Source organism: Hydrogenophaga sp. L310 (assembly GCF_055703065.1).
Genome location: NZ_JBVPZA010000004.1, coordinates 25,755 through 39,150, shown reverse-complemented (window position 1 = coordinate 39,150; position 13,396 = coordinate 25,755). Strand labels below are relative to the sequence as shown.

The window sequence follows — 13,396 nt, the reverse complement described above, 5'->3', positions numbered from 1 at the left end:
CCCCCGAGGGAACGCATTTTTCCTTGGGGCAGCCCGGCGGAAAAATCAGGAGAACGACACCATGGCAAGAATGAAATTCATCTGTGACGCCGAGCGTTGCATCGAGTGCAACGGCTGCGTCACGGCCTGCAAGAACGAACACGAAGTCCCGTGGGGCGTGAACCGCCGCCGCGTGGTCACCCTCAACGACGGCGTGCCGGGCGAAAAATCCATCTCGGTGGCCTGCATGCACTGCAGCGACGCACCCTGCATGGCGGTCTGCCCGGTCAACTGCTTCTACCGCACCGACGAAGGCGTGGTGCTGCACGACAAGGACGTCTGCATCGGCTGTGGCTACTGCTCGTACGCCTGCCCCTTCGGCGCACCGCAGTTTCCTTCCGAAGGCACGTTTGGCGTGCGCGGCAAGATGGACAAGTGCACCTTCTGTGCCGGAGGACCGGAAGAACATGGCAGCCAGGACGAGTTCGAGAAATACGGGCGTAACCGTCTGGCCGAAGGCAAGCTGCCGGCCTGCGCCGAGATGTGTTCGACCAAGGCCCTGATCGCTGGTGACGGCGACGTGGTGGCCGACATCTTCCGCACCCGCGTGCTGCGCCGTGGCAAGGGCGCCGAAGTCTGGGGCTGGGGCACCGCTTACGGCACCGCACAGGAGACCAAGTCATGATGAAAATCAGGATCACCATGCGTCTGCTGGCCATGATGGCGGTGCTGGGTCTGGCGGCCTGTGGCGAGCAGCCGCAGGACATGACCGGCGGTGGCGTCAAACAGGACGATGCGCCCTTCCAGGGCGTGGGCAGCAGCCAGTATGCCCAGACCGGCTGGAAGGCCGGTGACAAGGGCAGCTGGGAGCAGCAGCTCAAGAGCCGTGCCCAGTACGGCCAGAACGACTACACCCGCATGGGCGCCAAGCCTTGAAGGGACAGCCATGAACCGGCACCCCATCCTGAACTCCGCGGCCTGGCGTGGCTGGGGCGTCGCAGCCCTGCTGGCGCTCGGCGCCAGCTGGGCCAGCGCCCAGACCGCCCAGAACCCACCTGTGCCTGACGATCCGGCACCACCCGCTGCCCAGTCCGCGCCCGCGGCCGTTGGCGGCATCAAGAGCGCCAACATCTTCGAGATCGCGCCCGATGCGAGCAACGATCCGGACTACGCCAACCAGACCAACGCCCAGCGCAAGCAGGTGCAGCCGGGCAACAACGCGCCGATGTGGCGTGACGTGGGCAAGGGCGTTACCGGTTACAGCAGCCTGCCCGTCAGCCAGGCGCCGGAAGCCGGCAACCTGATCCAGCCCTTCGTGCAGTACCCGGGTTCGCGCCTCACCAACGCCGGCGAAGCCTGGCGCCAGGTGCGCAACAACTGGCTCATTCCCTATGGCGGTGCGCTGCTGTTCATCGTGTTGCTGGCCCTGGCCATCTTCTACGTGACCAAGGGTCCGCTGGGTGGGCACCTGAAGGACACCGGACGCAAGATCGAGCGCTTCACGCCCTTCGAACGCGCGGCGCACTGGTCGAACGCCATCGCCTTCGTGGTGCTGGCCATCTCGGGCATCGTGATGGCCTTCGGCAAGTTCTTCATCCTGCCGGTGATCGGCAGCACGCTGTTCGGCTGGCTCACGTTTGCGCTGAAGAACGCGCACAACTTCATGGGCCCGCTCTTCGCCGTGTCGCTGCTGATCGTGGTCGTGACCTTCATCAAGGACAACATCGCCAGCGCCGCCGACTTCGTCTGGCTGTCCAAACTGGGCGGCATGCTGGGCGACAAGGAAGTGCCTTCGCACCGCTTCAACGCCGGTGAAAAAGGTCTGTTCTGGTGGGGTGTGACCATCCCCGGCATCGTGGTGGTGGGCTCCGGCCTGTTCCTCGACAAGCTGGTGCCGGGCATGTTGTACCTGCGCGGCGACATGCAGATTGCCCACATGCTGCACATCGTGGGCGGTTTGATCATGATGGCGCTGATCATGGGCCACATCTACATGGGCACGGTCGGCACGAAGGGCGCGTACGGCGCCATGCGCACCGGCTACGTGGACGAGGCCTGGGCCAAGGAACACCACGAGCTCTGGTACGACGACGTCAAGGCCGGCAAGATCCCCGCCCAGCGCAGCCAGCCAGCCCGGTCGGCGCCCACCGCCGACGCGGTGGCCAAAGCCTGAACCCCCTCCAAGGACATTTGCGATGAAACGAATCCTGCTGATCTCCCTGTTGCTCGCCGGTTCGGCCAGCGTGATGGCCAAGCTGCCCGCACCGGTGCTGGATGACGCGGCCAAGGCCAAGGCCGAGGAAGCCAAGGCCAAGACCGCGCACGCCGGCAAGGTCGACGCCTACAAGCTCTGCCTGTCCATGGACCGCGCCGCCGCCAGCTACTTCAAGACCGCTGCGGCCAGTGGAAAGACCGTCAAGCCCGCTGCAGCGCTGCCGGCCTGTGCCGATCCGGGACCGTTCACGTATGTGGCGGCCGCCGCGACCGCCGTGGCCAAGCCGGTCGAAGCCGCGGGTGCGCATTCTCCGGCGACGACGGCCGCCAGTCCACCCAGCGGCAAGGCGCCGGCGGCTGTTCCCACTGGCAAGTGATTCGCCACGGCGCTGCCCATTCCCGGTTTGCCTGTGTTTGAAAGGGCCGCACCTTCGGTTGCCGGCCCTTTGACTTTGTTCCCCTCGAAATTGTTGTAGTCTGCTGCCATGCCTTTGCCCCACCTCACCCAGGCCCGTGCACCCTTGACCCGCGAAGTTGAGGTCATGAACCAGCATGGCCTGCGCGAGTCGATCTTCATACCCGCGGAGCGCGACCTCACGGTGTATGTGGACAAGCGCGAGCTGGTGACGCTGATGACCCTGGGTGGCCATCCCGAATGGCTGGTGCTGGGATACCTGCTCAACCAGCGGCTGGTGGCGTCGGTGGACGAGATCGAATCCATCACCGTGGACTGGGACGTGGGCGCGGCTTCGGTCAAGACCCGCCACGGCATTCACAGCATCGAGGACCGGACCGCCCACAAGGTGGTCACGACCGGCTGCGGCCAGGGCAGCGTGTTCGGCCACCTGATGGACGACGTCGACAGCATCCGCCTGCCGCCCGACGCGGTGCTGCGCCAGTCCAGTCTCTACGACATCGTCAACACCATCCGGCTGCGCGACACCACCTACAAGGTGGCGGGCTCGGTGCACGCCTGTGCGCTGTTCGTCGGCGGCGAGCTGCAGTTCTTCGTCGAGGATGTGGGGCGCCACAACGCGGTGGACACCATCGCCGGCTGGATGGCCATGCAGGAGAGCCTGCCTGGCGGTGAACGCGTGTTCTACACGACGGGCCGCCTGACCAGTGAAATGGTCATCAAGTCGGCGCAGATGGGGGTGCCGGTGGTGATCTCGCGCAGCGGCATCACGCAGATGGGGCTCGAAGTTGCCCAGCGCGTGGGGCTCTGCGCCATCGGTCGCGCGACCCACATGCGCTTCCTGTGTTATTCGCACGCGCAGCGCATCGTCTTTGATGCCGTGCCCAAGCCGCTGGTTGTGGCACCGGTGGCCGCTGTCGCCTGAGGCGCCGTTCTGCGCGGCTCTGCGGCCTCGCCCGCAGCGGGGATGCTTCGGGCATAAACTCGACTTCCTGTCGGCAGAGCCGTTCCGGCCATGCCCCGTCTACCCGTTTTTTTGAAAGTTCGCCGATGAGCCGCGACGTCCACGTCATCGATCACCCCCTGGTCCAGCACAAACTCACGCTGATGCGCCGCAAGGACACCAGCACCAAGAGTTTCCGCGAGCTGGTGCACGAACTCAGCGCCCTGCTGGCCTACGAAATCACGCGCGACATGCCGATGCAGGAGATTCAGATCGAGACCCCGCTGGAGAAAATGACCTCGCGCGTGATCGACGGCAAGAAGGTCGTGCTCGCCTCCATCCTGCGCGCGGGCAATGGTTTTCTCGACGGCATGCTGCAGGTGATTCCGGGTGCGCGCGTGGGCCACATCGGCCTTTACCGCGATCCGAAGACGCTGCAGGCGGTGGAGTACTACTTCAAGATGCCCAGTGGCATGGAAGAGCGCGACGTGATCGTGCTCGACCCCATGCTGGCCACCGGCAACTCCGCCGTGGCCGCGGTGGACCGGCTCAAGCAGACCAACCCGCGTTCGATCCGTTTCGTCTGCCTCGTGACCTGCCCCGAAGGCCTCAAGACCTTCCACGACCACCACCCGGATGTGCCGGTCTACACCCCGGCGGTGGACCGCGGCCTGAACGAGCACGGCTACATCGTGCCGGGCCTGGGCGATGCGGGCGACCGCATTTTCGGCACTAAGTGAGACCACCCCCGTCGCTTGTTCGCTTCGCGTAACCGCTCCGCCCCTCAAGGGGCAACGCGAGCGGCCTGGCGGAGCCAGTTCCGCCGCGTTCTGGGTTTTTGTGCAGCTCGCTCCGGATGCTGCGAGGTGAGTCCACCCCCATCGCTGGCTCACTCCGTGTTGCCAGCTCCGCCCCTCAAGGGGCAACGCGAGCGGCCTGGCAAAGCCAGTTCCGCCGCGTTCTGGGTTTTGTGCATCCCGCTCCGGTGGCCTCACTCGGCGCGCAGTGGCTCCACTCCCTCTCCCTCTCCCTCTGGGAGAGGGCTGGGGTGAGGGCCGGGCGCACACAGGTTTCCGGGCGGCCATCGGTCGCCTTTCCTCCCAATCCCACCACACCGCGCGGTTGATCGGCTTGCGTTAAGGTCCGCGTATGGCTGTCGCTCCTGCTCCCCTTGCTGTTTCTTTCTGGTCCCTGGGCTGGCGTTCGCTGACGCGCGACTGGCGCGCGGGTGAACTTCGGTTGCTGCTGGTCGCGGTGACGCTGGCGGTGGCGGCGCTCACCGCCGTGGGCTTCTTTGCCGACCGGCTGCAGGGCGGCCTGGCGCGCGACGCGCGGGCGCTGATCGGGGGCGATGCGGTGATCAGCAGCGACAACGCCACGCCACCCGCGTTCGCGCAGCAGGCGCAGGCGCTGGGGCTGCAGACCACGCAGACGCTGGGTTTCCCCACCATGGGCCGCGCGCGCGACGAAGACGGCGGCGCCGCCAAGCTGGTGGCGCTGAAGTCGGTGGACACCGGCTACCCCTTGCGCGGCGCCCTGCGCGTGGCCGACGGGCCGCAGGCGCCGGATGCGCCCACGCGCGACATCCCCGCGCCCGGCACGGCCTGGGTCGACGCGGCCCTCCTGGTGTCGCTCGACCTGCAGGTTGGCTCGCCGCTGCTGATGGGCGACAGCCGTTTTCGCATCGACAAGGTGATCGTCGCCGAGCCCGACCGGGGCGCGGGCTTCCTGACCTTCGCACCGCGCGTGATGATCAACGCCGCTGACCTGCCCGCCACCGGCCTGGTGCAGCCCGCCAGCCGCCTGACCTACCGCCTCGCCGTGGCCGGCAACGACCCGGCGGTGAAGCAGTTCGTGCAATGGGCGCAGGCGCAGATCGAAACGCCCGGTGTGCGCGGTCTGCGGATGGAGTCGCTCGAAGGCGGCCAGCCCGCCATGCAGCAGACACTGGAGCGCGCCGAAAAATTCCTCAACCTCGTGGCCCTGCTGGCAGCGCTGCTGTCGGCGGTGGCGGTGGCCATCGCGGCGCGCGGTTTTGCGCAGCGCCACCTGGACGACTGCGCCATGCTGCGCGTGCTCGGCCTGTCGCAGGGGACGATGGCGCGCGCCTACACCTTCGAATTCGTGCTGGTCGGCCTGGGCGCGAGCGTGCTGGGCGTGGTGCTGGGCTTTGCGCTGCACCACGTGTTTGTGTTGCTGCTGGCCGGGCTGGTGGAGTCGGCGCTGCCGGCGGCCAGCATCTGGCCGGTGTTGCTCGGTCTGGGCATGGGGCTCACGCTGATGCTGGCCTTTGGCCTGCCGCCGGTGTTGCAGCTGGCCCAGGTGCCGCCGCTGCGCGTGATCCGCCGCGACGTGGGGCAGCTCAAGCCCGCCACGCTGGCCGTGCTGGGCCTGGGGGTGGTGGGCTTTGCCGCGCTGCTGCTCGCCGCCAGCCGCGACCTGATGCTGGGACTGATCGCCGTGGGCGGTTTTGCCGCCGCGGTGGCCGTGTTCGCGCTCGCCAGCTACGGCGCGGTGCGCCTGCTGCGCGCCAGCGTGAACGAGGCCACCGCCCCGCGCGCGCTGGTGCTGGCCACGCGCCAGCTCTCGGCGCGGCCGGCCTACGCGGTGGTGCAGATCAGCTCGCTGGCGGTGGGCCTGCTGGCGCTGGTGCTGCTGGTGCTGCTGCGCACCGACCTGATCGCCAGCTGGCGCAACGCCACGCCGCCCGACGCGCCCAACCGTTTTGTCATCAACGTGCAGCCCGAGCAGGGCGAGCCGTTCCAGCAGGCGCTGCGCCAGGCGGGTGTGCAGCGCTTCGACTGGTACCCCATGATCCGCGGCCGCCTGGTGTTGGTGAACGGACAGCCGGTGGCGCCCGAAAGTTACGCCACCGATCGCGCGCAGCGCCTGGTGGAGCGCGAGTTCAACCTGTCGAACACGGCGCAACGGCCGCCGCACAACGAGGTCACGCAAGGGCGCTGGACCGAGGACGAAGCGGGTGGCCTGAGCGTGGAAGAAGGTCTGGCCGAAGAGCTGGGCCTGAAGCTCGGTGACCTGCTCGGCTTCGACATCGCCGGCCAGCCGGTGCAGGGGCGCATCACCAGCCTGCGCAAGGTGGACTGGGGTTCCATGCGCGTGAACTTCTTCGTGATCTTCCCGGTGGCCGATCTGCCCGAGGTGCCCGTCACCTACATCAGCGCTTTCCAGGCGCCGCAGGGCAACGCGCAGTTCGACAACGCGCTGGTGCGCCAGTTTCCGAACATCACCAACGTCGACATGAGCCAGACCATCGCCCAGGTGCAGCGCGTGCTGGGCCAGGTGATCCAGGCGGTGGAGTTCCTGTTTGCCTTTGCACTGGCCGCCGGCCTGATCGTGCTGCTGGCCACCATCACCGCCACGCGCGGCGAGCGCGAGCGCGAGTTCGCGGTCCTGCGCGCCGTGGGCGCGGGGTCGCAGCTGCTGCGCAACGTGCAGCGCATCGAGCTGCTGGGCGTGGGCCTGCTGGCGGGCTTCCTGGCTTCGCTGGTGGCCATGGCCGTGGGCTGGGCGCTGGCGAAATACGCCTTCCAGTTCAGCTGGCAGCCTTCGCTGTGGGTGCCGCTGGCCGGCAGCGTGGCCGGTGGCCTGCTGGCCCTGATGGCGGGCTGGTGGGGCCTGCGCAGCATCCTGAAAACGCCTGTGGTGGAAACCTTGCGCCGAGCAACCGTGTAACCCCCCGCGCCGCCTGCGGCGTCACCCCCCAGGGGGCGCCAGCAGCGGCCCGGCAAAGCCGGTTCCGCGCTGGCACTGAACAAGACACTTCTGAGCAACTTCCATGACTTCATCCGAGACCGCTGCATCATTCACCACCCCGTTTGAATGGATCGGTGGCGAAGTGCGCGTGCGTGCGCTGGTCGACCGCTTCTACGACCTGATGGACATCGAGCCCGGTTACCGCGAGCTGCGCGTTGCCCATGGCAGCACGCTGGACGACGCGCGGCAGAAGCTGCATTGGTTTCTCTGTGGCTGGCTCGGTGGCCCCTCGCATTACGAAGACCGCTTCGGCCACCCGCGCCTGCGCCAGCGCCACATGCCGTTTGCCATCGGCGTCCAGGAACGCGACCAGTGGCTGGCCTGCATGGACCAGGCCATGGGCGAGACGGGGGTGCCTGAAGACCTGCGTGTGCGCCTGCGCGAGAGTTTCTTCAAGACCGCCGACTGGATGCGCAACCGGGCCGGCGGCGTCTGAAGGCAGCAGCCCATGAGCGACCCTGACACCAGCGTGGCACGGACCACGCGCCGCGGCGCACTGGGCATCACGCTGTTCTGGCTCGCGCTCATGGGCGTGTTCTACCTGGGCTTTGACCAGCTGGAGCGCCGTCAGCAGGCCAGTTATATGGCCCATGAGGGCGGTGACGGCGAGCTGGTGATCCCCCGCGGGCCGGACGGCCATTTCCGCGTGGCCGGCCGCGTCAACGGCCAGCCGGTGAAGTTCCTGATCGACACCGGGGCGAGTTCGGTCACGGTGAGCGAAGCCTTTGCCCGCAGCGCGGGGCTGGACGGCGGGCAGAGCGTCACGTTCCAGACCGCCAACGGCACGCTGCCCGGACGGTTGCTGCGCAACGTGCCGGTGCAGGCGGCCCACCTCGGGCTGGCCGGCACCACCGTGGCCGTAGGACTGGTGGGGGAAGACGGTGGGCAGGCGCTGCTGGGGCAGGCTTTTCTCTCGCGTTTCGACATCCAGATCCTGCAGGGCGAGATGCGACTGACCCCTCGTTGAACCTGTTCAGGCCGGGCGCAGCAACACCACCATCGCTCCCGCGCCACCGTCCGCGGGGCGCGCCTGCACGAAGGCCAGCACCTCGTTCTTCTGCACCAGCCAGCGCTGCACCCGACCCTTGAGCACGGGCATGCGGCCGGGCGAGCCCAGACCCTTGCCGTGCACGACGCGCACGCAGCGCAGCCCGTGCTGGTGCGCCTCGCGAACGAACCGGCCGAGCGCCTCGCGGGCCTGGTCGACGCGAAGGCCGTGCAGGTCGATCTGGCGCTGGATGCTCCAGCGACCCTCGCGCAGCTTGCGCACCACGTCGGGTCCCAGGCCGGGGCGGCGGAAGCTCAGCTGGTCGTCGGTGTGCAGCAGGGTTTCGACATCGAAGTCGTCGGACAGTGCCTCGCGCATCACGGACGCTTCGTCCAGCAGGCGTTGGCGCGGCAAGGGGTCCACATGCCGCTGAGGGTGGTGCACTCGCCGCGGAGTGACCAGCGGCTTCACCGGGCCTACCGCCAGCTCAAACAGGCGCTTCTCCCGGTCCACCCGCTGCAGGCGCAGGCGCTCGGCCTCGCGCGCTGCCACCTCGGCGGCCGTCCGCTGGGCGATCACCTTCTGCAGCGTCTTGAGTTCGGCGAACGAGCGCAGTTTCATGGTGGCGCGATTCTCTCGCAGGCGCCAAGACCTTCAGATCAGACCGAGCTCTGCCATGGAGGCTGCGTTGTCCCGCGTCACGATGAAATGGTCCAGCACGCGCACGTCCACCAGCGCCAGCGCGGCCTTGAGCGATTGGGTGAGTGCCTCGTCGGCGCGCGAAGGGCGGGCCTCGCCGCTGGGGTGGTTGTGCGCCAGCACCACGGCGGCGGCGTGGTGGTGCAGGGCACGCAGGACCACTTCGCGCGGGTACACGCTGGTCTGCGTCAGCGTGCCGCGGAACAGCTCTTCGAGCGCGATCAGCCGGTTCTGGCTGTCGAGGAACAGCACGGCAAACACCTCGTGGTTGCGGGCGCCCAGTTGCAGCTGCAGGTATTCGCGCACCGCCTTCGGGCTGTCGAACAGGGCTTTCTGCTGCAGTTCCTGGGCGAGCGCCCGGCGCGCGAGTTCGAGCACGGCGACCACCTCGGCGCGTTTCGCCGGCCCCAGGCCCTTGATGACCTTGAGCGCCTCGGCCCCGGTGTGCAGCAGACCGCCGACACCGCCGAAGGTGTTCAGCAGCTCCTGCGCGAGCTGCACCACGTGTTTTCCGGGGATGCCGGTGCGCAGCAGCAGCGCCAGCAGTTCCGCGTCGCTGAGCGCCGACGGGCCGCGTGCGAGCAGTTTTTCGCGCGGGCGCGCGTCGTGGGGCAGGCTTTTCAGCCCGGTTCCGGCAAGGCCATTCATGTTTTTCTCCCTGGTTCAGCCTGCTTTTTACAATACGGGGTTCTGATCGGCGCGTTGCCGTGTCCGACGCCGTGATGCCCGGCACGCCGATTCACACCATTCACCTCCCCGAACTCCCGTCTGAACACCATGTCCCAAGTCCAAGAAGGTTCCTTTCTCACCCTGCACTACCGCATGTCCGGACCGCAGGGCCAAGTGATCATCGACACCTTCGAAGGCCAGCCCGCCACGCTGAGTCTGGGGTCGGGTCAGCTTTCTCCCGCGATCGAGCAGCACCTGATCGGTCTGGAGGAGGGCAGCCGCACCGTGATCGATCTGGACGAGGGCGAGGCCTTTGGCGAGCGCCAGCCGGACATGGTGCAGTGGGTGGCGCGCGAGCTGCTCAACAAGCTGGGTGACCCGCACGAGCAGTACGCGGCCGGTGACGTGGTGCAGTTCCCCACGCCCGACGGTCTGGGCAACTTCGCCGGCTCGGCCGTGGAGGTGCGCGAAGACGGCGCGGTGCTGTTCGACTTCAACCACCCGCTGGCGGGCCAGCCGGTGCGTTTTGAAGTGCAGTTGATCGGGGTGCTGTGATGGACGAGCCGAAAGAAGTCATCCTGGCCGAACCGCGCGGTTTCTGCGCCGGCGTGGACCGCGCGATCGAGATTGTGGAGCGCGCGCTGGCCAAGTTCGGCCGGCCGATCTATGTGCGCCACGAGATCGTGCACAACACCTATGTCGTCAACGACCTCAAGGCCAAGGGCGCGATCTTCATCGAGGAACTGTCCGACGTGCCCCCGGGCTCGACGCTGGTGTTTTCGGCCCACGGCGTGAGCAAGGCCGTGCAGGAGGAAGCGCAGGCCCGCGGTTTTAGCATCTTCGACGCCACCTGTCCGCTGGTGACCAAGGTGCATGTGGAAGTGGCCAAGCTGCACAACGAAGGCTTCGAATTCATCATGATCGGCCACAAGGGTCATCCCGAGGTCGAAGGCACCATGGGCCAGCTCGACAGCGGCATCCACCTGGTCGAAGACGCGGCCGATGTGGCCCGCGTGGCGCCGGCGCAGACGGAGAAACTCGCGGTGGTGACGCAGACCACGCTGTCTGTGGACGATGCTGCCAGCATCCTGGCCGCGGTGAAGGCGCGTTTCCCCAGCGTGCGCGAGCCCAAGCAGCAGGACATCTGCTACGCGACGCAGAACCGGCAGGATGCCGTCAAGCTGCTCAGCCCGCAGGTCGATCTGGTGATCGTGGTCGGCAGCCCCACCAGCTCCAACAGCAACCGCCTGCGCGAGGTCGCGCTCAAGCTCGGCACGCCCAGCCACATGGTGGACAGCGCCGACGAGCTGCAGGCCGAGTGGTTCGAAGGCCGGGCCCGCGTGGGCCTGACCGCCGGCGCCTCCGCGCCCGAGATCCTGGTGCGCCAGGTGATCGAGCGCATCAAGGCGCTGGGCGCGATCTCGGTGCGCACCATGGACGGCCTGACCGAGACGGTCAAATTCCCGCTGCCCAAGGGCCTGAAGATCGATGGCGATGGCCCATCGCTGATCGATCACTTGCACTGACCCCCCCAACTACGGTTTCCACATGCTTGACATCGTCCAACTGAGAAAAGACCTCGACGCCGTGATCGCCCGGCTCGAGACCCGCAAACAGCCCCAGGCTTTCCTGAATGTGGAAGCATTCCGCGCGCTGGAGGCCGAGCGCAAGACGCTGCAGACGCGCACCGAAGAGCTGCAGAGCCAGCGCAACAGCCTGTCCAAGCAGATCGGCATGCTCAAGGGCAAGGGCCAACACGCCGAGGCCGACGCGGTGATGGCGCAGGTAGGCGCGATGAAGGCCGAGCTGGAAGCCTCCGCCGCGCGGCTGGAGGTGATCCAGACCGAGCTGCAAGGCCTGTTGCTGGCCGTGCCCAACCTGCCGCACGAGAGCGTGCCGGTGGGCGCGGGCGAAGAGGGCAACGTGGAAGTGCGCCGCTGGGGCACCCCCAAGGTCTTCGACTTCGACGTCCGCGACCACGTGGACATCGGTGAAAAGCTGGGTCTGGACTTCGACATTGGCGTCAAGCTCTCGGGTTCGCGTTTCACCTTCATGCGCGGCCCGATCGCCCGCCTGCACCGCGCGCTCGCCCAGTTCATGCTCGACGTGCAGACGCAGGAACACGGCTACACCGAGTGCTACACGCCCTACATCGTCAACGGCGAGACCCTGCGCGGCACGGGGCAGTTGCCCAAGTTCGAAGCCGACCTGTTCGCCGTCAGGAAGGGCGGACAGGAAGGCGAGGAGATGCCGGACACGCAGGCGCTCTACCTGATCCCCACCAGCGAAGTGACACTGACCAACGTCGTGCGCGACACCGTGCTGGCCGAGGCCGAGCTGCCGATCAGGATGACCGCCCACACGCCGTGCTTCCGCTCCGAAGCCGGCAGCGCCGGGCGCGACACGCGCGGCATGATCCGCCAGCACCAGTTCGACAAGGTCGAGATGGTGCAGATCGTGCACCCCGAGAAGAGCTACGAAGCGCTGGAAGCCATGACCGGCCATGCCGAGGCCATCCTGCAGAAGCTGGGCCTGCCGTACCGCGTGATGAGCCTGTGCACCGGCGACATGGGTTTTGGCGCCAGCAAGACCTACGACCTCGAAGTGTGGGTGCCGGCGCAGGGCACCTACCGCGAGATCAGCTCGGTCTCGAATTGCGAAGCCTTCCAGGCGCGCCGCCTGCAGGCGCGCTTCAAGAACGCCCAGGGCAAGAACGAGCTGGTGCACACGCTCAACGGTTCCGGCCTGGCGGTGGGCCGCGCGCTGGTGGCGGTGCTGGAGAACAACCAGAACGCCGACGGCAGCGTGACCGTGCCCGAGGTGCTGCGGCCCTACATGGGCGGCATTGAGAAGCTCACGCCCGCTTGAGGCCCATGCTGCCCGGGCCGCTCTCGGCCAGCAGGGCACGGACCACGCTGGCACCGACCTGATCGCTCGGGTCGAGCCGACCGATCTGCTCCACCAGGTCCTGGCTGGCGTCGCGCTGGCCGCGGCGCAGCTGGATGAACGCCAGGGCCTTGAGCGTGAACAGCCAGAAGCGTGCGGGACCGGGCGATGCGAAGTCCGCGTCACCCGGCTGCACCTGGCGCCAGTCGGCGTTCAGCCCCGCAGCCCGAGCCGCCGCATCCAGCCCTTTCAAGGCCGCCTGTTCCGCGCGATCCAGTTGACCCAGACCTGCATGCAGCTTGTAGAGCAGGTAGTAGACCGGCAGGCTTTGCGGTGCCATGGCGCAGGCGGTCCACAGCAGGGCAGCGGCCTCGTTGCGCGATCCCCCGCGCGCCTGCTCCACCAGGTGCGTGATGGTGGGTGAGACCTCGCCACCAAAAAAGTCGTTCGTTTCGACCCCTGTGAAGAGGTTCACCAGACAGCCTTGGGCGCCAGCAGCCGTTCCACCGGCACGCCGCCTTCGAGGTGGCTGTTGAAGATCTCGGCCACGTCGGCGTCGGTCACGTTGCGGTACATCACCGCTTCCGGGTAGACCAGCACGTTGGCACCCTGGTCGCAAGGACCGAGGCAGCCCGAATAGGTGACCGACAACGCGTCGTAGGCCTGGCGCTTCTGCTGCTCGGCCCAGAAAGCCTGCAGCACGGCGGTGCCGCCCTTGCTGGCGCACGAACCGCGCGGGTGCTGCGGCGGCCGGTTCTGGGTGCAGACGAAAACGTGTCGGGCAGGACGGGGCATGAGGATTCCTTTCAACGGCCGGTAGGCCACACAA

Annotated in this window: 16 protein-coding genes; 12 read left to right on the top strand and 4 right to left on the bottom strand. The window is 67.5% G+C overall.

What is annotated here, in order from left to right; all coding sequences use genetic code 11:
* The first annotated feature begins 61 nt into the window (after positions 1–61).
* From fdh3B to AC0GNO_RS08780, 9 genes are all read left to right on the top strand, one after another.
* Entirely contained in the window at positions 62–664 is a 603-nt protein-coding gene (gene fdh3B, locus AC0GNO_RS08820; RefSeq protein ID WP_472890126.1) for a formate dehydrogenase FDH3 subunit beta, read from the top strand.
* The gene (locus AC0GNO_RS08815; RefSeq protein ID WP_472890127.1) at positions 661–915 is read left to right on the top strand and encodes a hypothetical protein; all 255 of its coding nucleotides are present in this window, start codon (positions 661–663) and stop codon (positions 913–915) included. The genes fdh3B and AC0GNO_RS08815 overlap by 4 nt, the downstream gene beginning before the upstream one ends.
* A gap of 10 nt (positions 916–925) precedes the next feature.
* Positions 926–2,152 carry a formate dehydrogenase subunit gamma gene (locus AC0GNO_RS08810; protein ID WP_472903751.1) on the top strand — a complete coding sequence of 409 codons (1,227 nt, stop codon included), beginning with the start codon at positions 926–928 and terminating at the stop codon, positions 2,150–2,152.
* Positions 2,153–2,174: 22 nt separating this feature from the next.
* Positions 2,175–2,570 carry a hypothetical protein gene (locus AC0GNO_RS08805; protein ID WP_472903750.1) on the top strand — a complete coding sequence of 132 codons (396 nt, stop codon included), beginning with the start codon at positions 2,175–2,177 and terminating at the stop codon, positions 2,568–2,570.
* Positions 2,571–2,678: 108 nt separating this feature from the next.
* The gene (locus AC0GNO_RS08800) at positions 2,679–3,533 is read left to right on the top strand and encodes a formate dehydrogenase accessory sulfurtransferase FdhD (protein WP_472890130.1); all 855 of its coding nucleotides are present in this window, start codon (positions 2,679–2,681) and stop codon (positions 3,531–3,533) included.
* Between the two features lie 125 nt (positions 3,534–3,658).
* A complete protein-coding gene (gene upp / locus AC0GNO_RS08795; protein WP_472890131.1) occupies positions 3,659–4,291 on the top strand; it encodes a uracil phosphoribosyltransferase in 633 nt (210 codons plus the stop codon).
* 409 nt (positions 4,292–4,700) lie between these two features.
* Entirely contained in the window at positions 4,701–7,244 is a 2,544-nt protein-coding gene (locus AC0GNO_RS08790) for an ABC transporter permease (protein WP_472903749.1), read from the top strand.
* 103 nt (positions 7,245–7,347) lie between these two features.
* A complete protein-coding gene (locus AC0GNO_RS08785) occupies positions 7,348–7,761 on the top strand; it encodes a group II truncated hemoglobin (RefSeq protein WP_472903748.1) in 414 nt (137 codons plus the stop codon).
* A gap of 12 nt (positions 7,762–7,773) precedes the next feature.
* Positions 7,774–8,292, top strand: coding sequence for a retropepsin-like aspartic protease family protein (locus AC0GNO_RS08780; protein WP_472903747.1), 519 nt, complete (start codon positions 7,774–7,776; stop codon positions 8,290–8,292).
* A 6-nt stretch (positions 8,293–8,298) separates the two neighbouring features.
* On the opposite strand, the gene AC0GNO_RS08775 is transcribed toward AC0GNO_RS08780, so the two are convergent.
* Together AC0GNO_RS08775 and radC are read right to left on the bottom strand one after the other, a co-directional pair.
* A complete protein-coding gene (locus AC0GNO_RS08775; protein WP_472903746.1) occupies positions 8,299–8,934 on the bottom strand; it encodes a Smr/MutS family protein in 636 nt (211 codons plus the stop codon).
* A gap of 33 nt (positions 8,935–8,967) precedes the next feature.
* Complete coding sequence (radC, locus tag AC0GNO_RS08770; protein ID WP_472890136.1) at positions 8,968–9,660, bottom strand: RadC family protein; 693 nt, start codon at positions 9,658–9,660, stop codon at positions 8,968–8,970.
* 129 nt (positions 9,661–9,789) lie between these two features.
* On the opposite strand from radC, the gene AC0GNO_RS08765 reads away from it, so the two are divergent.
* Genes AC0GNO_RS08765 through serS form a run of 3 tightly spaced genes read left to right on the top strand, consistent with a single transcriptional unit; the run spans position 9,790 to position 12,549 of the window.
* The gene (locus AC0GNO_RS08765) at positions 9,790–10,236 is read left to right on the top strand and encodes an FKBP-type peptidyl-prolyl cis-trans isomerase (RefSeq protein ID WP_472890137.1); all 447 of its coding nucleotides are present in this window, start codon (positions 9,790–9,792) and stop codon (positions 10,234–10,236) included.
* Complete coding sequence (gene ispH, locus AC0GNO_RS08760) at positions 10,236–11,207, top strand: 4-hydroxy-3-methylbut-2-enyl diphosphate reductase (protein WP_472903745.1); 972 nt, start codon at positions 10,236–10,238, stop codon at positions 11,205–11,207. The genes AC0GNO_RS08765 and ispH overlap by 1 nt, the downstream gene beginning before the upstream one ends.
* Positions 11,208–11,229: 22 nt before the next feature.
* Complete coding sequence (serS, locus tag AC0GNO_RS08755; RefSeq protein WP_472903744.1) at positions 11,230–12,549, top strand: serine--tRNA ligase; 1,320 nt, start codon at positions 11,230–11,232, stop codon at positions 12,547–12,549.
* On the opposite strand, the gene AC0GNO_RS08750 is transcribed toward serS, so the two are convergent.
* Complete coding sequence (locus AC0GNO_RS08750; RefSeq protein WP_472903743.1) at positions 12,536–13,042, bottom strand: hypothetical protein; 507 nt, start codon at positions 13,040–13,042, stop codon at positions 12,536–12,538. The two genes, serS and AC0GNO_RS08750, sit on opposite strands and share 14 nt — an antisense overlap.
* Positions 13,039–13,362: a (2Fe-2S) ferredoxin domain-containing protein gene (locus AC0GNO_RS08745; protein WP_472903742.1), complete on the bottom strand. Its 324-nt coding sequence runs from the start codon at positions 13,360–13,362 to the stop codon at positions 13,039–13,041. Before AC0GNO_RS08745 ends, AC0GNO_RS08750 begins: the two co-directional genes overlap by 4 nt.
* Between the last annotated feature and the right edge of the window lie 34 nt (positions 13,363–13,396).

What these genes read in the sequence shown, in the direction of transcription:
- fdh3B (WP_472890126.1), top strand. Translation starts at nt 62, where the DNA reads ATGGCAAGAATGAAATTCATCTGTGACGCCGAGCGTTGCATCGAGTGC.
- AC0GNO_RS08815 (WP_472890127.1), top strand. Translation starts at nt 661, where the DNA reads ATGATGAAAATCAGGATCACCATGCGTCTGCTGGCCATGATGGCGGTG.
- AC0GNO_RS08810 (WP_472903751.1), top strand. Translation starts at nt 926, where the DNA reads ATGAACCGGCACCCCATCCTGAACTCCGCGGCCTGGCGTGGCTGGGGC.
- AC0GNO_RS08805 (WP_472903750.1), top strand. Translation starts at nt 2,175, where the DNA reads ATGAAACGAATCCTGCTGATCTCCCTGTTGCTCGCCGGTTCGGCCAGC.
- AC0GNO_RS08800 (WP_472890130.1), top strand. Translation starts at nt 2,679, where the DNA reads ATGCCTTTGCCCCACCTCACCCAGGCCCGTGCACCCTTGACCCGCGAA.
- upp (WP_472890131.1), top strand. Translation starts at nt 3,659, where the DNA reads ATGAGCCGCGACGTCCACGTCATCGATCACCCCCTGGTCCAGCACAAA.
- AC0GNO_RS08790 (WP_472903749.1), top strand. Translation starts at nt 4,701, where the DNA reads ATGGCTGTCGCTCCTGCTCCCCTTGCTGTTTCTTTCTGGTCCCTGGGC.
- AC0GNO_RS08785 (WP_472903748.1), top strand. Translation starts at nt 7,348, where the DNA reads ATGACTTCATCCGAGACCGCTGCATCATTCACCACCCCGTTTGAATGG.
- AC0GNO_RS08780 (WP_472903747.1), top strand. Translation starts at nt 7,774, where the DNA reads ATGAGCGACCCTGACACCAGCGTGGCACGGACCACGCGCCGCGGCGCA.
- AC0GNO_RS08775 (WP_472903746.1), bottom strand. Translation starts at nt 8,934, where the DNA reads ATGAAACTGCGCTCGTTCGCCGAACTCAAGACGCTGCAGAAGGTGATC.
- radC (WP_472890136.1), bottom strand. Translation starts at nt 9,660, where the DNA reads ATGAATGGCCTTGCCGGAACCGGGCTGAAAAGCCTGCCCCACGACGCG.
- AC0GNO_RS08765 (WP_472890137.1), top strand. Translation starts at nt 9,790, where the DNA reads ATGTCCCAAGTCCAAGAAGGTTCCTTTCTCACCCTGCACTACCGCATG.
- ispH (WP_472903745.1), top strand. Translation starts at nt 10,236, where the DNA reads ATGGACGAGCCGAAAGAAGTCATCCTGGCCGAACCGCGCGGTTTCTGC.
- serS (WP_472903744.1), top strand. Translation starts at nt 11,230, where the DNA reads ATGCTTGACATCGTCCAACTGAGAAAAGACCTCGACGCCGTGATCGCC.
- AC0GNO_RS08745 (WP_472903742.1), bottom strand. Translation starts at nt 13,362, where the DNA reads ATGCCCCGTCCTGCCCGACACGTTTTCGTCTGCACCCAGAACCGGCCG.